Raw genomic sequence first — 20,747 nt, forward strand, 5'->3', positions numbered from 1 at the left:
TGAGGCCCCGCCGGTGACTGCACATTCCCCCATGACTGCGGCCTACGAACACAATGGCCAGCCCGTCTCGCGCGAGGCCTTTTATGCCATCGCCTGTGATCCTGCGCGCAGCGTGGCGGTGGAGGCCTGCGCGGGCGCTGGCAAGACCTGGATGCTGGTGTCGCGCATGCTGCGCGCCTTGCTTGACGGCGCTGCGCCGCACGAGATCCTGGCCATCACCTTCACCAAGAAGGCAGCGGGCGAAATGCGCCAGCGCCTGCAAGAGTGGCTGGAGCAATTTGCCCAGGCCCCGCTCGACACCTTGACCGCCGAGCTGGTTACCAGGGGAATCAGCCCCCAACGCGCGCTGGATAAGCGCGAGGCGCTACAAAATCTATACCAACAGATGCTGGCCAGCGGCCGCCCGGCGCAGATCCGCACCTTCCACAGCTGGTTTGCAGCGCTGCTGGGCACGGCCCCGCTGGCGCTGCTGCAGGCCCAGGGCCTGCCCGCCCACTTTGAGTTGCTTGAAGACGATGCCGAGGCCGTGCGCGAGGTGTGGGGCCCGTTTTTGCACACCGTGTCTTCCAGCGCCGGGCTGCGGGCCGACTACGAAGCCGTGGTGGCCCAGCACGGGCGCTCGCAAACCCACAAGGCGCTGGCGGCGGCGCTCGCCAAGCGCGTGGAGTTCGACCTTGCCGACGAAGCCGGTGTGGTGGATGCATCCGTGCCCCCTTTCCAGGTGCAATACCCCGACCTGGCGGGGCTGGATGAACCGGCCGGGGCGCTGCAGGGTGACGCCAGCCACCAGCGCTGGCTCGCGCGGGCCAAGGCGCTGGGGGCCGAATCCAACAAGACCCCCCAAAAGGCCGCCGACGCCATCATCGATGCGCTGGCCTGCGGCGACCTGAACCAGCGCCTGGACCTGCTGCGCCGTGCGATGTTCGTGGCCAAGGAAGACCGGCTGTCCAAGAACCTCGAAAAGTTTGCCGCCGCGCAAGAGGCCGAGCCCGAGCTGCAGCGCCTGCTGACCGCCCGCCGCCAGCACGCGGCCTGGCAACACCAGCAGCGCATGGCCCGCCTGGCGCGTTGCCTGATTGCGGCGTTTGCCGCCGTCAAGCACCAGCACGGCTGGGTGGACATGAACGATGTGGAGCGCACCGCGCTGGTCATGCTGGACGATCCCATTCTCTCGGGCTGGGTGCAGGAGCGCCTCGACGCCCGCATCCGCCACCTGCTGGTGGACGAGTTCCAGGACACCAATCCGCTGCAGTGGCAGGCGCTGCACGCCTGGCTGTCGGGCTATGCGGGCTCGGGCGGCGGCGCCAGTGGCCAGAAGCCGCCCAGCGTGTTCATCGTGGGCGACCCCAAGCAGAGCATCTACCGCTTTCGCCGTGCCGAGCCGCAGGTGTTCATCGCCGCGCAGGCCTTTGTGCGCGACGGCCTCGGGGGCGACCTGCTCAGCTGCGACCACACGCGCCGCAACGCCACGGGCGTGATCGCCGCCGTGAACCACGTGATGGGCACCGCCCAGGCTCAGCACGAGACCAGCGGCTTTCGCGACCACACCACCGAGTCCACAGACCCCGGCGTGTTGCTGCGCCTGCCGGCCATCCTGCCGCCCGATGCCGATGGTGGCGGCAGCACCGACCCGCTTGCCTGGCGCGACAGCCTGACCGAGCCGCGCCACGAGCCCGAAGAAACCCAGCGCATGCGCGAATGCACGCAGGCCGCCGCTTGGGTGGCCGCGCAGATTGCGCAAGGCACGCCGCCCCATGAAGTGCTGGTGCTGGCGCGCAAGCGCGACCGGCTCGCCGCCATGCAAGAGGCGCTGCGTGCCCTGCACCTGCCCTGCGTGCAGCCCGAAAAGGCCGACCTGTTCGACGCCCCCGAGGTGCAGGACATCGTGGCGCTGCTCGACGCACTTGTGTCCACCGGGCATGACCTTTCGCTGGCGCGTGCGCTCAAGTCGCCGCTGTTTGGCCTGTCCGATGACGCGCTGGTGGCGTTGGCCGTGTTGCGCCGCCAGCCCGCACATGCAGGCTGCAGCTGGTTCGATCTGCTTCAAAAAAGTGAGCTGTTGCCGCTTGATACACAAGCGCTAGCGCCTGTTTTGACTCAATACAAAGCCTGGGTAGACACTTTGCCGCCCCACGATGCCCTGCACGCCATCTACCAGCATGGCGATGTGCTGGCGCGTTTTGCGGCGGCCGCGCCTGCAGCGCAGCGCACGGCGGTGCTGGCCAATCTGCGCGCGCTGCTGTCGGCCGCGCTGCAGCACGATGGAGGCCGCTATCTCACGCCCTATGCGTTTGTGCGCGCCATGAAAAAAGGTGGCGTGCGCGCGCCGGGCCGGGTCGATGCGCAGGCCATTCGCCTGCTCACCGTGCACGGCGCCAAGGGGCTGGAGGCCCGCTGCGTGCTGCTGCTCGACACCGACACCCGATCCCAAAAGGCCGAGACCATGGGCGTGCTGGTGGACTGGCCCGGCGAGCAGGCGGTGCCCACGGGTTTTGTGTTTTTGGCCAGCGAATCGAACCCGCCCCCCAGCGCCGAGGCCACCCTGGCCGCCGAGCAGCAGGCCCGCCAGCGCGAAGAGCTCAACATGCTCTACGTGGCCATGACGCGGGCCAAACATTGCCTGGCGCTGTCGGCGGTGCAGCCCTCCACGTCGGCCCCCGGCAGCTGGTGGAACCGACTGGCGCCCGTGGTCGGCGATGTGGTGTGGCCGCCGCCCGAAGGTGCACCCGACACAACCGGTTCAGGCGACACAACCGGGCAACAGCCCGCAGCACCAGGCCAGCCACACGACCAGTTCACCCTGGCCGAGCTGCCTGTTTTGCCAGCCCCTCTGCGGGGCTCTTTGCCCGCCACGTCACCCGGCTTGCAGCCAGCGCAGGCAAAGGCCGGGGCTCCGGTGGATGTGACGGTGGCCACCTCTACCGCTACCTCCACCGCCGCATCCCGCCTGGGCGAAGCCATGCACCAATTGCTGGAGCAGGCCGGTGTGGCCGGTGCGGCGCTGGCCGATCTGCGCACGGCGGGCTGGCCCGCCGTGCGCGTGGCGCGGCTCGCGCAAGATTTCGACATCACACCTGGCGCCGCGCAGCAGGCCGCACACACCGCGCAGCGCATCCTGGCGGGCGAGGGCGCCTGGGCCTGGGCCCCCGCCGCCGTGGACACCGCCATCAACGAAGCACCGCTGCGCCACCAGGGGCAAAGCCTGCGCCTGGATCGCCTGGTGCATTGCCACCAGCCGCCCGAGCGCGCGGGCTGGTGGGTGCTGGACTACAAAAGCGCGGCCGAGCCCGAGCGCCAGGCCGTGCTGTTGGCGCAGCTGCAGCGTTATCGCGACGCCGTGCAGCTGCAGGTGCCCGGCGAGCCGGTGCATGCCGCGCTGTTGACTGGCGACGGGCGCTTGGTGCGGGTGGCAGCGCGCGCAGCAGCGGTCGGGCATACTCTCGCCCCCGCTGGCGCTGAGGCTGCCGACACAGCGCCCGCACCGCCAGTGCAGGTGCCAGTACCGGTGCCTGTACCTGTGCCCCAGGCCCCACCCAGCGCAGCCCACAAAGCGCCACACATTCCCGACGCCAACGACGCCAACGATGTCCAAGGCTCCCTGTTCTGAACGTATCTGAATCAAAGGTTTTTACCCATGCAAACACCCCACCCAGCGGCCCCCGATGCAGCCACCCCCTGGCGCTGCGACGCCGTCATCATCGGCGGCGGCCCGGCCGGGCTGATGGCCGCCGAGGTGCTGGCGCAGGCCGGTGTGGCGGTGCACTTGTTTGACGCCATGCCCTCGGTCGGGCGCAAGTTTTTGCTGGCGGGCAAGGGGGGGCTCAACCTCACGCACTCCGAGCCCCATGCGTCCTTTGCCACCCGGTTCGGCGAGCGGCAACCGCAGATCGAGCCGCTCATCCAGGCGTTTGGCGGGCCAGAGATCCGGGCCTGGGCGCAGGCGCTGGGGGTGGACACCTTCGTCGGCAGCTCGGGCCGCGTGTTTCCGTCCGACATGAAGGCCGCGCCGCTGCTGCGCGCCTGGCTGCAGCGCCTGCGGGGGCTGGGTGTGCAATTCCATATGCGCCACCGGTGGCTCGGTTGGCAAGAAGAGCCCCAACAGCCCCAACAGTCCCAAGAACCGCAAGCCGGGTCGCCAGCCCCGCAGGCGCAGCCGGTGCAAGGCGGTACCGAGCGCGCACTGCGTTTTTCTGCGCCGTCGGGTGAGGTGCTGGTGCACGCGCGCGTGCTGGTGCTGGCACTGGGTGGTGCCAGCTGGGCGCGCCTGGGGTCTGACGGCGCCTGGGTTCCCTTGCTGGCGGGGCGCGGGGTGGCCGTGGCGCCGCTGCGCCCGGCCAATTGCGGTTTTGATGTGCTGCGCGACCAGGCCCCCACTGGCGAAACCCGCCGGGCGTTTTTGCAAGAGCTGCTGGGCCGCGCACCCGAGCCCGCCATCGGCTGGACGCCCCATTTCGTGGAGCGTTTTGCAGGGCAGCCGTTCAAGACCGTCGCGCTGGATTTCACCGACAGCCAGGGCCGCAGCTTCAGCCGCCGGGGGGAGTTTGTGGTGACGGCCAGCGGGGTAGAGGGCAGCCTGATCTATGCCGCCTCGCACCTGCTGCGCGACGAGATTGAGGCCCACGGCCACGCCACGTTCCACCTCGACCTGCTGCCCGACCACAGCCCCGAACGGGTGCTGGTGGAGGTGCGCCACCCGCGCGGCGCACGCTCGCTGTCCAGCCACCTCAAAAGCCGCCTGGGGCTCGATGGCATCAAGGCTGGTGTGCTGTATGAACACCTGGGCAAAGACGGCATGAACGACCCCGTGGCGCTGGTGCACGCCATCAAGGCGCTGCCGCTCACCCTGGTCGCCGCGCGGCCGCTTGACGAAGCCATCAGCACCGCAGGCGGTGTGGTGTTTGAGTCGTTGGATCCGCACCTCATGGCCACGGCCGCACCCGGCGTTTTCTGCGCTGGCGAAATGCTCGACTGGGAGGCACCCACGGGGGGCTACCTGCTCACCGCCAGCATGGCCAGCGGCCGGGCGGCGGGGGCGGGGGCTTTGGCTTGGCTGCAAAAGCAGGGGTGAAGAGGTTGTCGTAGGCCCGCCCCTGCTTGCTTCGTGCCCATAGAGGCGGAGGTGGTGGGGGGTGCTTTCGGCCACAAGCGGCCATCCAAGGCCGACTGCCAACGCCATCAACACAGCATCTCCCACCAATGAAACGAGTGCTCTTCATCTGTAGCCGAAATAGGTTGCGCAGCCCAACAGCGGAGCATGTTTTCGCCTCCGTACCCGGCATCGAAACGGATTCCGCTGGCTTGGCGTCCGACGCGGATTGCCAGCTAAGCTCTGACCAGATTGAGTGGGCAGACGTTATCTGCGTCATGGAAAAACAGCATCGAACGCAACTGACTCAGAGATTCAAGCGATATTTGTCAGGTAAGAAGGTGGTTTGCCTAGACATTCAGGACAACTATCAATTCATGCAACCAGAGCTCGTCTTGCTTTTGGAAAAGCGTGTCCCGCCACACTTGCGGTAGATTCGCACATCGGCCACAACCGAACAATCAAGATCGAATGGACCACTCGTCATTGCACCCGCTATCACAGGATGTGATTCAGAGATTCGATACCGAAGTGTCGTGGTACATCGGCCACGTGCGATCTCTCGCTATGACGCCGAAAGAGTGTTGCGCCGATCAGGACAACTATCTGGTCGCAGGCGAGTTGTTCTACTTCCTGCTCCAGCCAACATCTCTGCTGACAGATCCTTCCATGCCGCTTTCAGCGGAGCAAAAATCCGCTATCGAAGTGCTACGGCAAAGTGTCCGATCGGTGCCTTTGGACGCTCGAAGCGGTGGACGAAATGCAGCGGCGTCACTCAAGGACATGCCGCACCCTTCGTGGGAGGCTCCTCGGCAAAGCGTTGCCAAGGTACTCACTGTTTTGGCGCCACTTCTGGAAGCTCGGGCAGCATGGGGCATGGCCCCTTAGCTGTATCTAAAAGAAGTTTGCTTTCGCTAATTAACAGGGCTTGCTAGATGACCGCTTTGGAGACGAGCGAATGACCGAGTTGGGCCCCAAGCGACCAGTCGGCGCTTCAAACTCTGTGGGCCAAAAACACCCGCCTGCACGTCGACCATGCGAGGGGATGCCATTTTCTGGCCCCTCAAAAATGCCTGTTTCCGACCGGGCTCATTCGTCCGGAGTTTGCCTGTTCTGAGCCCGCCAAAAGGGGCGGCAGGCTGGTTCCATCGAGCGCCTTGGCTTCGACAGAACCTCAGCCCGAACGGATGGATGAATGGCAGGGCATCTGCGAGCCATAAATATCAAGCCAAATCGGCCTCTAGCGCTTGACGTGTAAGCGGTGGCAGCTATCAATATGAAAGCGCTTTGTGCCACACAGCGTGCGTCCCCACGTTACCAAGGCACTTCAGCAAACCGCTGCACCAAAAAGTCCAGCAGCGCGCGCACCGCTGGCGACAGGTGCCTGCGCGATGGGTACAGCGCATAGATCGTCATCACCGGCAAATCCCACCCTGGCAGCACGGCCTGCAGTTCGCCGTTGCGCAGGTGCGGGTTGACGAGGTAAGTGGGCTGCAGCGCAATGCCGCCGCCCGTCAGCGCGGCGCGCATCAGCGTGGTGGCCTCGTTGGCGCTGAAATGGCCGCTCACGCCCACGCGTTCCACTTCATCGCCGCGCGTCAGCTGCCACACGCTTTTGCCAAAGTTGGCATAGCTCAGGCACCGGTGCAGCGCCAGGTCGGCGGGCTGCTGCGGCACGCCATGCGCGGCCAGGTAGGCGGGCGATGCCACCAGGGCCGAGTCACACCGCGCCAGCGGCCGGCCGATGAGCAACGGGTCGGGCTCGGCGCTGATGCGGATGGCCAGGTCGATGCGCTTTTCCACCAGGTTCAGCGAGCCCTCGCTGGCGTCCAGATCAATCTTAAGCTGTGGGTGCTGCGCCAGAAAGTCGGCAATCGCCGCGCCCATCTGCGCAAACGCAAACGACACGCTGCAAGTGATGCGCAACTGGCCGCGCAGTTCGCCCTCGGCGGTGGTGGCGGTTTCTTCTTCGAGGTCTTGCGTCAGCGCCAGCATCTGCTGGCAGCGGCGCAGCGCCAGCTCGCCCGCGTCGGTCAGCGTCACGCTGCGGGTGGTGCGCTGCAGCAGGCGGGCCTGCAGCCACTGCTCCATCTCGCCCACGTAGCGCGTGACCATGGCACGCGACATATCCAGCTTGTCGGCCGTGGCGCTGAAGCTGCCGCTGGTGGCGACTTCGGCAAATACATGCATGGCGGTCAGGCGGTCCATAGTGGGTTATTTGATCGATTGGTGAAACAAATATGCGCGGATTATCTGGTTTATTGGTTCGATTGATGCAAATAAACTTCATTCCGTACCCAACACCGACCAATCAAATCTAGGAGAAACCACCATGTTCCGCACCACCCTCATCGCCGCCACCCTCGCCGTTGCCTTCACCGGCGCCCAGGCCGCCCAGCCCCTGCAAGTCAAGGTCTACAACGCCGACGGCAACAGCTTCAACGTGAACTCCACGCTGGTGTATGGCGAGAAAGAGGCCATGGTCATCGACGCAGGCTTCACCCGTGCCGACGCGCTGCGCATTGCTGCCAACGTGCTCGACACGGGCAAAGAGCTGAAGACCATCTACGTGAGCCAGGCCGACCCCGACTACTACTTCGGCGTGGAGACACTCAAGGAGTTCTTCCCCCAGGCAGACGTGGTGACCACCCCTGCCGTGCTGGAGAAGATCAACGCCAAGCTCGCAGGCAAGCTCGCCTTCTGGGGCCCCAAGATGGGCGCCAACGCACCGCGCACGCCCGTGCTGCCCAAGGCCTTGAGCGGCAACACGCTGAGCGTGGACGGCCAGATGGTGGAGATCCGTGGCACCACGGGCCTGCTGGCACACCGCCCGTATGCGTGGATTCCATCGATCAAGGCCGTGGTGGGCAACATTGGCGTGTTCGGCACCAACATGCATGTGTGGACGGCCGACACGCAAACCGTGGCCGAACGCAGCGCCTGGGTGGCCCAGCTCGACGAAATGGCCGCGCTGCAGCCCACGGTGGTGGTGCCCGGCCACATGCCCGCTGGTGGCACGCTGGCCGCCGCCAACATCAGTTACACCAAAGGCTACCTGCAAGCCTTCGAGAAAAACGCCGCTGCCACCAAGACCAGCGCCGAACTCATCGACGCGATGAAAAAGGCCTACCCCGCAGCGCCCATGGGCCTGTCGCTGGACATTGGCGCCAAGGTCAACAAGGGCGAGATGAAGTGGTAGTAAAGGGAAGGGCGGCTTAAAAAGCCCTCCTGGCGTCGTTGCTCCGTCTTGCCGTACTACTCGTACTGTCTGCGACGGAGCGCCTAGCCAGGACCGCTGCGCTGGGCTTTGTAAGCCGCTCGGCACGCTGCGACACAACATAACCAAAGTACCCCATACCCAGGGACCTGAGCAATGGACCGATCTGACTCTCACACCACCGTCGCTTACCTCTTCGACCCCCTGTGCGGCTGGTGCTACGCCGCCGCTTCCGCGCTGGCGCGCCTGCAGGCCACGCCCGGTGTGCATGTGCAACTGGCACCTACCGGCCTGTTTGCGGGCGCGGGTGCTCGCCCCATGGATGCGCAGTTCGCCGCCTATGCATGGTCCAACGACCAGCGCATCGAAAAGCTCACGGGCCAGCCGTTCACCCCGGCCTATCGTGACCGCATTCTGGGCGCCGCAGCAGGCCGGTTCGACTCAGGCCCCGCCACGCTGGCGCTGACCGCCGTGGCGCAGACGGCGCCCGAGCGCGAGCTGGACGTGTTGCACGCCCTGCAGTGCGCCCGGTACGTGGATGGCCGCGACACAGCCGATGCGCAGGTGCTGGCCGATGTGCTGACGGCCCTGGGTCTGGCTGATGCGGCGGCCATGGTGTTGGCGCCTGGCGCCGCACTGCACCGCGCCACGGCAGAGCGCGTTGCCAAAGCCCAGGCCACGATGCACGCCGTGGGCGCACGCGGTGTGCCGCAATTAGTGGCGACGGGGCAGGGCGGCGCGCTGCGGTTGATTGGGGGCGACGCGCTGCTGGGGCCGCACGAGAGTTTGCTGGCGCAGGTTCTGGCGGGTTGAGGACGCTCGTCACGCCCCCAACCGTTGGGGCTGGGCCTGTCGAAGCCAGGGCGCGGTGGCGGCAAGCCTTACAACGGGAGGCAAGCGGCACAGGGGCATGGGGGAGGGGCACAGAGGCATTCGCCCCCGTCTACGCGCCCAGCGTACGCACCACCTGCTCATACATCGCATCCACCGCTGCTGAGCGCTGCGACACCTTGCTGCGCAGCACTGCCACGTGCATCGCATCGAGGGGCGGCAGGTCAAACTCCGCTGGCAGGTTTTGCAGAATCTGCAGATTGGGCGGCACGCTGCAGCGCGTGAGCACGGCCACCGCCAGGCCGCTTTCCACAGCGGCCAGCTGGCCCGCCAGGCTGGAGCTGTGGTACACGATGCGGTAGGCACGCCGCCGCGCCGCCAGTGCCGACAGGGTGGCCTGCCGCGCCATGCTGGTTGATTCGTACACCGCAATCGGCAGTGGGTCGCGCCGCCAGGCTTCGTACTGCGCGGCACCCACCCACACCAGCGGCTCGTCAAACAGAAAGCGTCCGCGCTGCGGCTTGTCGCGCGAGACCAGGGCCAGGTCCAGCTCGCCGCGCACCACGCGCGGGATGAGCGAGGTCGATTGCTCGCAGGTCAGCTCAATCTCCACCCCCTGGTAGCGGTGTGAAAAGCTGCGCAGCACCGGCGTGAGGTAGGTCGATGCGTAGTCGTCGGGCACGCCCAGCCGCACCCGGCCCGCCAGCTTGGGGCCAAACAGCGCGGCATGCGCCTCGGCCTGCAAATCGAGCACGCGGCGCGCGTACGACAGCAGCTGCGCGCCAGCGGGCGTCACCTCCAGGTGGCGCGGGCCGCGCAGCAGCACGGGGCGATCCAGCGCGGCCTCCAGCTTCTTGATCTGCATGCTGACCGCCGACTGCGAGCGGTGCACAAGCGGTGCCGCGCCCGAGAGCGAGCCTGCATCCACCACGGCCACAAAGGCGCGCAGCCAGTCGATCTGAAAGTCCGGGTAGTTCATCGCGTTAGCTCGCTGGTGGGTGGCGGCAAAGAGGCCCGCTTTTAATATTTCGTTTATCGAATGGTAGCCGTTCGAACTATGCGCTTTACACCACGGCGGAAATCTTCGAGCATCAGCGGCATGAACCACAAAGCCAGCGTTGCAGCGCCTTCATCACTTGCTCTGCCCATTGCATCCACCGCGCCCGGCGGCACACGCGCGCGTGACGGCCAGTGGCTGCTGATCGCAGGTGGCGTGCTGCTGGGCACTATCGGCGTGTTTGTGGAAGAGGCGGGCCAGCACCCGCTGGTCACCGTATGGTTCCGCTGCGCATTCGGCGCGCTGGCGCTGCTGGCCTGGTGCCTGGCCACCGGGCGGGGCCGTCAACTGCTATTGCATGGGCGTGCGCGCTGGGTGGCCTGCGCCACCGGTGTGCTCATGGTGCTGAACTGGGCCCTGTTTTTTGCGGCCATTCCGCGCACGTCCATTGCCGTGGCCACGGTGGTGTTTCACATCCAGCCCATCTGGGTCATCGTGTGTGGCGCGCTGTTTCTGCGCGAGGCCGTTTCGCCCATGCAATGGCTCGCCACACTGGCCGCGCTGGGCGGCCTGGTGCTGACCACCGGGCTGCTCGACGGCACCGCGGCCGCCGCAGCGGCCAGCAGCAGCGGCGGCGGCTACCTGGCGGGGGTGCTGATGTGCCTGGCGGGCTCTTTTTGCTATGCCGGTGTGACCTTGCTCGCCAACACGCAGAAAACCATCAGCCCCTTTGCGATGGCGCTGTGGCAGTGCCTAGTGGGTGCCGTGGTGCTGGTGTGGGCGCCCTTCGTGCTGGGCTGGCCGCAGCAGGGCGCCGCGTGGGGCTGGCTGCTGGGCCTGGGCGTGCTGCACACGGGGCTGGCGTATGTGGTGCTGTTCGCCGGCATGGCGCGCTTGGGGCTGGGGCGCATCGCGGTGCTGCAGTTTGTGTACCCGCTCACAGCGGTGCTGGTGGACTGGGTGGTGTATGGCCGCACGCTCAGCCCTGTGCAGTTGGCTGGCGTGGGGCTGATGGCTACTGCGCTCTGGACCATCCGGCGGCCTGCCAGCGCACAGGCCGTGCGCGGCAGCTGAAGGTCAACGCCATCGCCACCTCGTTCGAGCCATTGGCCTGCAGCCTGTGGAGGGGCTTTCCCGGCAGACGCACCGGCTTCGACAAACCCAGCCCAGTTCAGCCCGCACGGTGGTGGGTTGCCTCTGAGCCCGGCGCAGCGCTACTGCCCAAACACCAGCGCCTGGTGCGCCCCCACGCCCGCCAGCACCCCTTCGGCAGACGCCAGCGTGGCGTTGTGCCGCATCAGCGTGGCGTCGCCTGCGGCATACACGCCGGGCACCGTGGTCATCTTGTTGGCATCGGTGCGGATGAGCGGGCCCATGGGCCCGTCGTCCATCGCGCAGCCCAGTTGCTCGGCCAGTGGGCTGGCGGGGCGGGTGGTGGCTGCTACATACAGCGCGGCCAGCGGCACCAGGCGTGCATCGCTGCCGCCATGGGCCTGCAGGCGCACGCCGTGCAGCGCCTGCCCAGCGCCCTCCAGCGCAGCAATGCGCGCGGGCTCCACCGCAATGCCCAGCGCCAGCAGCCGCTCGTGCTCGCTGCGCTCCAACGTGGTCTCGCCATTCAGAAAGAGGGTGGTCGGGCCCCAGTCTGCAATCAGCTGCGCGTGCATGCCCGACTGCGGCGAGTGGTACAGCACACCCAGCCGCTGGCCCGCAAACTCATAGCCGTGGCAATACGGGCAGTGCAAAACCGATGCGCCCCAACGCTCGCGCAGGCCAACAATGTCGGGCAGGCCATCCAACACGCCAAAGGCCAGCACCAGCTTGTTGGCCTCCAACATTGACAGCTCAGCGGCGCCATCGTCCAGCACCCCTTCAAACCCGTTTTCTGGAGACCCGGCGCGTTGCTGCGCCGTGGCAGACACCGCCTTGCCCTGCCGCAACGTCACCGTGGGGTAGGCCAGCAGCTTGCGCCGCGCCTGCTCGATCATCGCCAGCGGCGGCTCGCCGTCTTGCCCAAAAAAGCCGTGCGACGCCGCCGCAAACCGGTTGCGCGGCTGGCCTGCGTCTACCACGCACACGCGCCGCCGCGCCCGCGCCAGCTGCATTGCGGCCGACAGGCCGGCAAAGCTGCCGCCAATCACGATCACGTCATACGCCGTTGTTCTGGGTGCTGGTGTCGTCGTCTTCGTCGTCATGAGAAATCTCCTTGTGCGAATGGCCCCCGGCCACCATGCGTTGATGGAACTCGGCCGACAGCTGCGCCAGCGTCACCTCACCCAGGCGTGCCAGCAGCACCTCTTCGGCCGCTTGATAAGCGTCAGACAGCGCGCGGTTCACCGCCTGCTCCACGATGCAGCCGGGGCTCTCCACCCTGTTGCCCACCGCCAGCAACGTGGGCGCGCCCAGCGCTTCGTGGATGTCGCGCAGCGTGATGTCTGCCAGCGGGCACGACAGCACCCACCCGCCGCCATGGCCCTTGGCCGAAGCCACAAACCCCGCATACCGCAGCCCCGCCATCAGGCGGCGCACCACCACCGGGTTGGTCTGCGTGGCCTGCGCCAGCGACTCGGACGTGGCGGGGCCATCCATCTCTGCCATGTGCAGCAGCGCGTGGAGGACGTTGGAAAGGCGGCTATCTCGTTTCATGCAACATTAAAAGTTGCGTGATACTAGCATGGCGCGGCAAACCCTGCCAACGCCTAGGCAGGTTGCTACTCAATCAATAGCTGCCGGGGCATGATGGACGCGCGGTGAAGGCCAATTTGATGCTGAATTTTCCCTGCCACCACCGTTGCAGACACCGCTGCGGCCGTACCCCCCAACCAGCCCGATGACACACCAGCACACCTCCCCCTTCACCGACCCCGCCGCCGTCGCCCGCTACGCCGACGGCCCTCGCCGCAACGTGCCCGGCTACGACAGCCTGCTGCGCATGTCCCGCATCCTGCTGGCCGAGCGTGTGCCCGACCACGGCCGCGTGCTGGTGGTGGGCGCAGGCGGCGGGTTGGAGCTGGAAGACATGGCGCTGGCGCACCCCAGCTGGCGGTTTAATGGCGTGGACCCCAGCCAGCCCATGCTGGACTTGGCGGCGCAGCGGCTGCAGAGCGCGGGCGTGTCAGGGCACCGCGTGGCGTTGCACCACGGGTATGTGCAAAGTGCACCGGTCGGGCCGTTTGATGGCGCGACGTGCCTGCTGACTTTTCACTTTGTGCCGGGCGAGGAGCGTGCGGCCATGGCGGCGGAGATCCGGCGGCGGCTCAAGCCCGGGGCGCCGTTGGTGGTGGCGCATCTGAGCGTGGCGCATGGTGCAGGCCCCGGTGGCGAGGGCGGGGCAGGGGAGCGAGATCTGTGGCTGTCACGCTACGCGGCTTTTCAGGTGGCGTCCGGTGTGCCGCCGGAGCACGCGGCCAGGGCGCGGGACAAGATTGCGGCGGAGCTGGCTGTGCTGACGCCGCAGGAAGACGAGGCGATTCTGCGCGAGGCCGGATTCACCGATGTGCAGATGTTTTACATGGGCTTTGCGTTCAGGGGCTGGGTGGCATCGGCCTGCTAGCAAGCAATGAAAGCGGGCCAGCTCATTGGACCTGCATGTCCGCACCTTGCTCACCCCCGGGCTGTCTTGCGGCAGGGGTCAACGGCCCTCGGCCAGCCGGTGGTGCATAAAAAATCTTCAACGCACAGGCGCCAGCGCCCACCGGTCCTTCGACGCTTTCACCAGAAAATCAATCACCGCCTTCACCCTGGCCGCGTTGCGCCGGCCCGGTGATGACACCGCGTACAGCGTGTGCACGGTGCGGGACGCAAAAGGCGCAAGCACCTCCACCAACCGGCCTTGCGCCACATCGGCCGCTGCGAGCGGGCTGGAAAGCATGCCGATCCCTGCGCCGCCCACCAGCGTGTGGTGTACCAGGGCCGAAGTGCTGGCGGCCAGGCGCGAGCGCACGGTCACCTCCAGCGGCTTGCCTTGTGCATTGCGAAACGCCCAGGTCACCGCCGGCCCCTGCGCGGTGTGCGTGACGGTGTGGTGTTGCTGCAAGTCGCTGGGGTCGGCGGGCGTGCCGTGCTGTTCCAAATATCCAGGGGCCGCGTACAGGCGGCGCTCAAACCGGCCCAGCGCGCGCGCCACCACCAGGTCGCTGTGGCCCACCGTGGTGCGCAGCGCCACGTCGATGCCTTCTGTCACCAGGTCTGCCACGCGGTCGTCGGCCAGCAGCTCCACCCGCAGCGCGGGGTAGCGCGCCTGCAGGTCCGCCAGGTGGGGCAGCACCAGCGCCTCGCAAATCTCCTGGCTGGAGGCTAGGCGCAAGGTGCCCGCCACGCGGCTGCGCTGGTCCGACAGCGAAGCCCCAATGTCCTCCAGCTGCGCCAGCAAGGCACGCGCTTCCTGCGCCAGTTCTGCGCCCTCGGGCGTGGCCGACAGGCCATGCGTGGACCGGCGCAGCAAGCGCACGCCGTAGCCGGCCTCCAGCCGGTCCACACCTCGCGCCACCACGGACACCGCCACATCCATTTCACGCGCCGCTGCAGAAAACGAGCGCAGATCGAGCGACCGCACCAGCCAACGCAGGTCGGCCGGATCGGGGAGGAAATGAGGTTGATTTTTCATGGTGCGCGCCTTTGCGTGCGGAGCAAAAGCCATTATCGCCACGGGCGGTTTCCGTGGCGGGGCGCAATTTCTACAGTGAAGGCTCGTTCAACCCCATGAGTTTTTACAGGAGCCCTCCATGCCCATCCTCAACGTCAAAGTGTCTGCCCAACGCACGCCCGAGCTGTCTGCCCGCATTGCAGAAACCCTGCTGGACCTGACCACCCGCGTGCTCGGCAAACGGCGCGACCTCACCGCCGTGGTCATCACCTTTGTGGACCCGGCCGACTGGTACGTCGCCGGCCGGTCGCTGGCCGACCTCAAACAGTCAAGCTTCTACTTCGACGTCAAGGTGGTGGACGAGACCAACACCAAGGCCGAGAAGGCACGCTACATCGCCGAGGCGTTTGCAGCCTTCGAGGGCCTGCTGGGCACGCTGCACCCCGAAAGTTATGTCTACGTGCAGGACGTTCGGGCCGCCGCCTACGGCTTTGGCGGCCGCACGCAGGAGTACCGCCACCAGCACCCCGAGCAGTAAGCAATCAGTCACTCAAGCCATCAACCAATAGCTACCCAGGAGTACCGACATGACGATGACGACAACGAACAACCACCTTGCCGATGTGATCGTGGCCCAGACGCTGGAGCGAGCGGGCCTGGCGGACTGGATTCCTGAAGGCGAAGGCAAGTGGTCCCTGCCCATCCAGTTCCTGTCCGACGATGCCGGGTGGGTGGAGCTGATGCGCCTGTCACCCGGCACGCGGCTGGGCCTGCACCGGCACACGGGCGAAGTGCACGCCCTCACGCTGGCAGGCGAGCGCCGCCTGAACGACGGCCGCGTGGTGCGGCCGGGCGACTACATCCACGAGCCCGCTGGCAATGTGGACTGGTGGGAGGCAACGGGCACCGAAGAGTTGCTGGTGCATGTGGTGGTCAAGGGCAGCGTGGAGTACCTGGGCCCGCACCACACGGTGCTGCAGCGGATCACTACGGCGGATCGGCGGGCGGATTACCGGCGTCGGTGCGAGGCGGTGGGGGTGGTGCCGCGTGATCTTCGCTAGTGGCGTACGGGGCACTCTAAGTGCTCCGCAGAATATGAGCGGAAAAAGGCAATAACGCTTATTGGTAAAGCGCTGGTAGCTATCAAATACAGAGCGAACCTTACATGAGGTCCATCGCGTGCTGGTGGCGGGTGCAGGCGGCTGCTGGAGCTGACATGGCACTGGCACACGTGGGTTGGACTTCGATGAAGGGGGCCCATTGACAAATCAATCCAACAGTTTGTTAGCGAAGTCTGCAAGCCGCTTGCTGCGAGCTTCTAGGGATTCTCTGCACGAATCCCTGTGAGATGTGATTGAACAGGCCTGAAGCCCAGACAATAAGCGCATGAAGCAAAGCAGCCTGGGCCTGAGCAATACCATCAAGCGCACACGCAAGCGCGAGTTCCTTGATGCGATGGAGTTGGTGGTGCCCTGGGCCGAGTTGGTCTCGCTCATTGAGCCCTACGCCCCAGAGATCGGACGCCGGGGCCAGCAGCCCTTTGCGGTGCAGACCCTGCTGCGTATCCATTTCATGCAGCAGTGGTTCAAGCTTAGCGACCCAGCCATGGAAGAGGCACTGCACGACGTGCCAGCCTTTCGGGACTTTGCCGGCCTGTCTCACTGGGACGAACACATTCCCAGTGAATCGAGCATCCTGCGTTTTCGGCATCTGCTGGAGCGCCACAAACTGGCCGATCAGATCCTCGCTACGGTCAATGCCCTGCTGCAAGCCAAAGGGCTGCAACTCAAAGCAGGCACGGTGGTGGATGCCACGCTGATTGCGGCGCCGACGTCCACCAAGAATGAAGGCAAGGCACGAGACCCCGAGATGCATCAAAGCAAGAAGGGCAACGAGTGGTACTTTGGCATGAAGGCTCACATTGGCGTGGATGCGGATTCAGGCCTGGTGCACAGCGTGCGCGGCACCAGTGGCAATGTGAACGACGTGATAGAAGCCAACAGCCTGCTGCACGGGCAAGAAACGGATGCCTTTGGCGATGCGGGCTACCAAGGAGTGGACAAGCGGCCCGATGCCAACAAGAACGTGCGCTGGCATGTAGCCATGCGCCCGGGGTTGCGCCGGGCTTTGGACAAAAACAAGCCTGTGGATGCGCTGATCGACCAACTTGAACGCACCAAGGCCAGCATCCGGGCCAAGGTGGAGCACCCGTTTCGGGTGCTCAAGCAGCAGTTCGGGTACGTGAAGGTGCGCTACCGGGGGCTCATGAAGAACACGGCGCAGATCGTCACGCTGTTTGCGCTGGGCAATCTGTGGATGGCAAGGCACAAGTTGCTGGCCTGCATGGGGCAGGTGCGCGTGCAGGGGGCGTAAAGCCTCCGATATAGGGGCAATGGCCCTCGCCAAACGCCTGCTGGGTGCGCTGCGCACGCCTCATTACTCAAAGCGAGTGCTGTTTTAGTTCAGGCATCGCTGTGACATAGCCAGAACCGATTCGTGAAGAGCTTCCCTAGGCGGTGCAGCAAGAAATAGCTGACCGCTGCGAGCACCAGGCAGACCCACCAGGGGAGCATGGAAAGCAAGTCCAGGACATCTTCTAGTGGACTAGATTTCTTGCGTCTGGCCATGGTTCCTCCCGATGCGTTTGTGGCGTTTGCACTATTTTGGCGCAAGCGTTTGTTATGTCGGGGATTACCTGCGCAAAGAATGCGTTCGGGTCCAGAAGAGTAGCTATGCCACTATGTGGGCTGCTGGAATGCAGCGATTGCAGACGGTCGCGCGGCCTTTCAAGATCAGCCATGCTGCGCACTCACTTTTCCTATAGCATTTTAGCCGAGGTGCACATAACCCACGTGTGACTGGCGTTACATCGAAGTGATATCCCTTTAATGCATCTACACGTTGGAATCGACCCACAGGTTATTCCAGTCTTTCTTTCTTATCACCTCTCATGTGCATTCACAATTAACTTTGTGACATCGCGATTTTGAACTCCTCGTAATTCAGAATTTTCAGAGGTGTAGCTGCCGGATTTCCTTTGACATCGGGTACGTCAAGCCTAAGATTTTTTTCAAAATAAAAGAGGAGTGCTTTTTTAATAAAAATGGACAAATTGCCATTTTCCATTTCATAGTCTTCCATCACCCCACGCCTCTGAACTTCATTAAGACTAGGGTTGGGATGAAGCTGAACTTCGAAGAGTTCATTCCAGGCAACGTCATTGTCAATGTCACTTTCGGCTTCGCCAAAGCTTTTGGTGGCATCACAGCGAGACAGAAGGAAATCTCGGAAATCTCGTCTGTTGTGGCAAAAAGCTCGAACGTGCCATCGCGCACCATCGTTCACAAGAGAGTGCGGGGAAACCCATCTCCACGCCTTATCCAAATTTTCCTTGTTCATCGATTGATACAGAATCTCAATCGACCGTTTTTCTCGTATCGCTCTTATCAACGCCCGAAGGACATCTGATTTCACCCGCCTGTTTGGAACGGGCATCAGAGCAGTACTCGGGACTTCGCCCATCCAAGAATCCGTCAACCGAACGCGGTCCCCAGACGCGTCGTGCAGATGGGCCAGGTAGCTATCTGCCTTGAGGTCTAGAAAGATCGGTTTGAAGTCTTCTGTGCTGACATAGCGCTTCTCACTTGAGTCATACACTAGGTTGCCGGCAGCAAGCTTTTGGTAAAGGCCAAGGTCCGCAGACGCCTGCGGGGTCGAAACCCCAAATTTTTCTGTGATGTCTCCACGTCGGACACCGCCTTCCCAATAGAGACGGAACTCAATGAACTCAAGGCGCCGTTCAGTGCCCCAGCGAATTTTGTCGACTGCAGATTTCATGCGTATAGTTAGTTGACAGGTAAAAAATCTCTACCCATAATTAAACTATACGCAATGGACTGCTCCTTGTCCACGCGGGTTACATCCGGAGATAGCTGTGAGTCACACTTGGAACCACGAACGCGCCAGTACCCACATCGACAAGAAGATGGAGGATGTGGAGACCGTCACCATCAAGCAGTACGGGCGTGATATGTCTCTTGAGTCCATCGCGACCAACGCGGCGTACCGTGTTGACGGCGTTCATATGTACGCAGACATCCAGAATCTGCGTGAGATGCTGAATGTGACTGACGTGGAAGGCCCGGACTGCCACAAGCGCACGCTGCGATTTCTGGACCAACACTATCGCGCCGTCAATCGCATCCTCAAGCGTGTTGACGCGCGGCGGGTGGACTTCCACAACCAGCGGCTGCACTCTCTCTTCACAAAACCGTACAACTCCGAGGCTGGAGCAGAAAAGAAACGCGTGCAACGTGCGGTCGCAACGGCACAGCTCATGATTGACGTCCTGAACGAGACCAAAGATGACGATGCAAAAATCCCAGCAGCAGTCTTGCGCGTTGGCATCGATACTGGGGAGACACTGGCTGTCAACAACGGGCGCAACGGAAATCGCGAGCCATTGTTCCTGGGCGATGCCGCAAACCATGCTGCGAAACTGGCCAGCAACCTGTCCTCCAAGGGTATCTACCTTACGAATGCTGCACGTTTGGCGATTGGCCTCAAGGAAGTCGATACGCCGGAAAAGACGGCACTGACCAAGGACGAAATCAAGGACTGCCAAGATGCAGAAGACCTTGATGTCACCACTGAAACCATAGTTAAAGAGTGGCGCGAAGACCAGAAAAACAATCCTCTCGGAGGCTTTGTTTTCACGCGACATACCCCTCCGTTTTCGACGATGGACATCCCGGCACTGACCCCCGGCAACTCGCGCCGTCAGGAGGCGGTGAGCATCTATGCAGACATCGACGGCTTCACAGCCTATGTCGCGGACAACATTGAGAAGAACGCTGAGAACGTAGTTGTTCCACGAACCCGCGCTGATCGAGCCGGACAGACCAAAGTCCGCTTTGGCGCGCTTACGCACCAGGTTGACCACGCCGCCCGGTTCGTCTGACCCCTGGAGAACACCCGCAGGCCCGCGCAGCACTTCGACGCGTTCATAAATAGGCAGGTCGATTTGCTGATAACCCGAAAGCCCGGTGCGCGCAGGAATTCCGTCATAAGCAACGCCCAGGGCATAGCCGCGTGAGTAGAACTGGCTTTGCGTGGAGTCGTTTGAAATGGCGGTAACGCCGGGCATCTGGTTCAGCACCTCGGTAACCGTGGACAGGTTCTGCTCCTCGATTCGCTGGCGCGTGATGACTGAAACCGAATTCGGAATCTCACGCAAGCTGCGCTCCTGCTTGCCACCGACCATGACCTTGCTGAGGTAGCCTTCCGGTTCGGTTGAGCCGGTAACAATGACTGGCGCCAGACTCGGCACCGCATTGTGGTCGGGGTTCGCTGTGTCTGCAGCCGGCGCCGCGATCGGTGCGGACGGCTTGACCGTTTGCAGCGGGTCACTGACCTGGGACCAGCCTTGCGGTACATACAAAACCAGCAAGATGGCCAGTGCGGTGCTTCCAGTGCTTTTTTCAGGCGACCCGAACAGCCTCCGCAATGCATGCCCGCCTTCGAATGAGTACTATCGGCCAATAACCGCCATCGGTGAAAATGCCTTCGTATGACCGAAATCTCCCTCGATAGCCGGCCAACCTACCAAGCAGCGTGCCACTGCGGAGCTGTCCGCTTTGCAGTGCTGCTTACCGATGGTCTGCGCACTGCCCGCAGGTGCAACTGCTCCTATTGCCGCATGCGCGGCGCAGTGGCTGTCTCTGCCAACTTAAACGATATACAGGTTCTGCAAGGGGAAGATGTGCTGACGCTTTACCAGTTCAACACTGGGGAAGCCAAGCACTACTTCTGTTCGCGCTGCGGCATCTATACCTTTCACCAGCGTCGCTCATCTCCGCACCAATACGGAGTCAACGTCGCCTGCATTGAAGGAATGAGTCCATTCGACTTTGATGAAGTGCCTGTAAATGAGGGGCGAATGCACCCGAAGGACAGTGCTGAAGGTGGTCCGATTGTTGCCGGGTGGCTGCGGTATAGGTCCAATAAGACAACACGGTCAACTGACATTTGA

At 64.0% G+C, this 20,747-nt stretch carries 18 protein-coding genes and 1 pseudogene; 11 read left to right on the plus strand and 8 right to left on the minus strand.

Going from position 1 to position 20,747, the window contains the following annotated elements; all coding sequences use genetic code 11:
* The first annotated feature begins 31 nt into the window (after positions 1-31).
* The 3 genes from KI609_RS09020 (at position 32) to KI609_RS09030 (ending at position 5,520) form a co-directional block, all read left to right on the plus strand.
* Positions 32-3,607 (plus strand): UvrD-helicase domain-containing protein, encoded by a 3,576-nt coding sequence (locus tag KI609_RS09020; protein WP_226449248.1) that lies wholly within the window; start codon positions 32-34, stop codon positions 3,605-3,607.
* 27 nt (positions 3,608-3,634) lie between these two features.
* Positions 3,635-5,068: a TIGR03862 family flavoprotein gene (locus tag KI609_RS09025; protein ID WP_226449250.1), complete on the plus strand. Its 1,434-nt coding sequence runs from the start codon at positions 3,635-3,637 to the stop codon at positions 5,066-5,068.
* A 128-nt stretch (positions 5,069-5,196) separates the two neighbouring features.
* Entirely contained in the window at positions 5,197-5,520 is a 324-nt protein-coding gene (locus KI609_RS09030; RefSeq protein ID WP_226449252.1) for a low molecular weight protein tyrosine phosphatase family protein, read from the plus strand.
* Between the two features lie 880 nt (positions 5,521-6,400).
* Here KI609_RS09030 and KI609_RS09035 read toward each other — a convergent pair.
* A complete protein-coding gene (locus tag KI609_RS09035; protein WP_226449254.1) occupies positions 6,401-7,294 on the minus strand; it encodes a LysR family transcriptional regulator in 894 nt (297 codons plus the stop codon).
* Between the two features lie 124 nt (positions 7,295-7,418).
* Here KI609_RS09035 and KI609_RS09040 point away from each other — a divergent pair, with 124 nt between their 5' ends.
* Positions 7,419-8,285, plus strand: coding sequence for an MBL fold metallo-hydrolase (locus KI609_RS09040; protein ID WP_226449257.1), 867 nt, complete (start codon positions 7,419-7,421; stop codon positions 8,283-8,285).
* A 174-nt stretch (positions 8,286-8,459) separates the two neighbouring features.
* Complete coding sequence (locus tag KI609_RS09045) at positions 8,460-9,116, plus strand: DsbA family protein (RefSeq protein WP_226449259.1); 657 nt, start codon at positions 8,460-8,462, stop codon at positions 9,114-9,116.
* 130 nt (positions 9,117-9,246) lie between these two features.
* On the opposite strand, the gene KI609_RS09050 is transcribed toward KI609_RS09045, so the two are convergent.
* Positions 9,247-10,113: a LysR family transcriptional regulator gene (locus KI609_RS09050; protein WP_226449261.1), complete on the minus strand. Its 867-nt coding sequence runs from the start codon at positions 10,111-10,113 to the stop codon at positions 9,247-9,249.
* Positions 10,114-10,233: 120 nt separating this feature from the next.
* On the opposite strand from KI609_RS09050, the gene KI609_RS09055 reads away from it, so the two are divergent.
* Entirely contained in the window at positions 10,234-11,205 is a 972-nt protein-coding gene (locus KI609_RS09055; protein WP_226449263.1) for a DMT family transporter, read from the plus strand.
* Positions 11,206-11,345: 140 nt separating this feature from the next.
* Here the strand turns inward: KI609_RS09055 and KI609_RS09060 are convergent, their stop codons facing one another.
* Positions 11,346-12,326, minus strand: coding sequence for an NAD(P)/FAD-dependent oxidoreductase (locus KI609_RS09060; protein ID WP_226449266.1), 981 nt, complete (start codon positions 12,324-12,326; stop codon positions 11,346-11,348).
* Positions 12,280-12,777 (minus strand): Rrf2 family transcriptional regulator, encoded by a 498-nt coding sequence (locus KI609_RS09065; protein ID WP_226449268.1) that lies wholly within the window; start codon positions 12,775-12,777, stop codon positions 12,280-12,282. The genes KI609_RS09060 and KI609_RS09065 overlap by 47 nt, the downstream gene beginning before the upstream one ends.
* A gap of 184 nt (positions 12,778-12,961) precedes the next feature.
* On the opposite strand from KI609_RS09065, the gene KI609_RS09070 reads away from it, so the two are divergent.
* Positions 12,962-13,684, plus strand: coding sequence for a class I SAM-dependent methyltransferase (locus tag KI609_RS09070; protein ID WP_226449270.1), 723 nt, complete (start codon positions 12,962-12,964; stop codon positions 13,682-13,684).
* Between the two features lie 117 nt (positions 13,685-13,801).
* Here the strand turns inward: KI609_RS09070 and KI609_RS09075 are convergent, their stop codons facing one another.
* The gene (locus tag KI609_RS09075) at positions 13,802-14,737 is read right to left on the minus strand and encodes a LysR family transcriptional regulator (RefSeq protein ID WP_226449272.1); all 936 of its coding nucleotides are present in this window, start codon (positions 14,735-14,737) and stop codon (positions 13,802-13,804) included.
* 118 nt (positions 14,738-14,855) lie between these two features.
* Between KI609_RS09075 and KI609_RS09080 the strand changes: the two genes are divergently transcribed.
* The 3 genes from KI609_RS09080 (at position 14,856) to KI609_RS09090 (ending at position 17,089) form a co-directional block, all read left to right on the plus strand.
* Positions 14,856-15,254, plus strand: coding sequence for a tautomerase family protein (locus KI609_RS09080; RefSeq protein ID WP_226449275.1), 399 nt, complete (start codon positions 14,856-14,858; stop codon positions 15,252-15,254).
* A gap of 49 nt (positions 15,255-15,303) precedes the next feature.
* The gene (locus KI609_RS09085) at positions 15,304-15,777 is read left to right on the plus strand and encodes a cupin domain-containing protein (protein WP_226449277.1); all 474 of its coding nucleotides are present in this window, start codon (positions 15,304-15,306) and stop codon (positions 15,775-15,777) included.
* A 325-nt stretch (positions 15,778-16,102) separates the two neighbouring features.
* Positions 16,103-17,089 (plus strand): IS5 family transposase, encoded by a 987-nt coding sequence (locus tag KI609_RS09090; protein ID WP_226448774.1) that lies wholly within the window; start codon positions 16,103-16,105, stop codon positions 17,087-17,089.
* A gap of 137 nt (positions 17,090-17,226) precedes the next feature.
* Here the strand turns inward: KI609_RS09090 and KI609_RS23025 are convergent.
* From KI609_RS23025 to KI609_RS23030, 3 genes and pseudogenes are all read right to left on the minus strand, one after another.
* Positions 17,227-17,343 (minus strand): annotated as a pseudogene (locus tag KI609_RS23025) (restriction endonuclease); the annotation flags it as partial.
* Positions 17,344-17,680: 337 nt separating this feature from the next.
* On the minus strand, positions 17,681-18,553 hold the full coding sequence (locus KI609_RS09095; protein ID WP_226449279.1) for a helix-turn-helix transcriptional regulator: 873 nt from the start codon (positions 18,551-18,553) through the stop codon (positions 17,681-17,683).
* 79 nt (positions 18,554-18,632) lie between these two features.
* Positions 18,633-20,165 (minus strand): TonB-dependent siderophore receptor, encoded by a 1,533-nt coding sequence (locus KI609_RS23030; protein WP_413463392.1) that lies wholly within the window; start codon positions 20,163-20,165, stop codon positions 18,633-18,635.
* A 120-nt stretch (positions 20,166-20,285) separates the two neighbouring features.
* Here KI609_RS23030 and KI609_RS09110 point away from each other — a divergent pair, with 120 nt between their 5' ends.
* Positions 20,286-20,747 (plus strand): GFA family protein, encoded by a 462-nt coding sequence (locus tag KI609_RS09110; protein ID WP_226449281.1) that lies wholly within the window; start codon positions 20,286-20,288, stop codon positions 20,745-20,747.

Origin of the sequence: Acidovorax radicis (assembly GCF_020510705.1) — a bacterium.
GTDB lineage: Bacteria > Pseudomonadota > Gammaproteobacteria > Burkholderiales > Burkholderiaceae_C > Acidovorax > Acidovorax radicis_A.

Bases quoted from the DNA above. Each gene is read 5' to 3' on its own strand.
- KI609_RS09055 (WP_226449263.1), top strand. From the start codon at position 10,234: ATGAACCACAAAGCCAGCGTTGCAGCGCCTTCATCACTTGCTCTGCCC.
- KI609_RS09070 (WP_226449270.1), top strand. From the start codon at position 12,962: ATGACACACCAGCACACCTCCCCCTTCACCGACCCCGCCGCCGTCGCC.
- KI609_RS09090 (WP_226448774.1), top strand. From the start codon at position 16,103: ATGAAGCAAAGCAGCCTGGGCCTGAGCAATACCATCAAGCGCACACGC.
- KI609_RS09075 (WP_226449272.1), bottom strand. From the start codon at position 14,737: ATGAAAAATCAACCTCATTTCCTCCCCGATCCGGCCGACCTGCGTTGG.
- KI609_RS09080 (WP_226449275.1), top strand. From the start codon at position 14,856: ATGCCCATCCTCAACGTCAAAGTGTCTGCCCAACGCACGCCCGAGCTG.
- KI609_RS09050 (WP_226449261.1), bottom strand. From the start codon at position 10,113: ATGAACTACCCGGACTTTCAGATCGACTGGCTGCGCGCCTTTGTGGCC.
- KI609_RS09040 (WP_226449257.1), top strand. From the start codon at position 7,419: ATGTTCCGCACCACCCTCATCGCCGCCACCCTCGCCGTTGCCTTCACC.
- KI609_RS09025 (WP_226449250.1), top strand. From the start codon at position 3,635: ATGCAAACACCCCACCCAGCGGCCCCCGATGCAGCCACCCCCTGGCGC.
- KI609_RS09060 (WP_226449266.1), bottom strand. From the start codon at position 12,326: ATGACGACGAAGACGACGACACCAGCACCCAGAACAACGGCGTATGAC.
- KI609_RS09030 (WP_226449252.1), top strand. From the start codon at position 5,197: ATGAAACGAGTGCTCTTCATCTGTAGCCGAAATAGGTTGCGCAGCCCA.
- KI609_RS09065 (WP_226449268.1), bottom strand. From the start codon at position 12,777: ATGAAACGAGATAGCCGCCTTTCCAACGTCCTCCACGCGCTGCTGCAC.
- KI609_RS09085 (WP_226449277.1), top strand. From the start codon at position 15,304: ATGACGATGACGACAACGAACAACCACCTTGCCGATGTGATCGTGGCC.
- KI609_RS09020 (WP_226449248.1), top strand. From the start codon at position 32: ATGACTGCGGCCTACGAACACAATGGCCAGCCCGTCTCGCGCGAGGCC.
- KI609_RS09045 (WP_226449259.1), top strand. From the start codon at position 8,460: ATGGACCGATCTGACTCTCACACCACCGTCGCTTACCTCTTCGACCCC.
- KI609_RS09095 (WP_226449279.1), bottom strand. From the start codon at position 18,553: ATGAAATCTGCAGTCGACAAAATTCGCTGGGGCACTGAACGGCGCCTT.
- KI609_RS09035 (WP_226449254.1), bottom strand. From the start codon at position 7,294: ATGGACCGCCTGACCGCCATGCATGTATTTGCCGAAGTCGCCACCAGC.
- KI609_RS09110 (WP_226449281.1), top strand. From the start codon at position 20,286: ATGACCGAAATCTCCCTCGATAGCCGGCCAACCTACCAAGCAGCGTGC.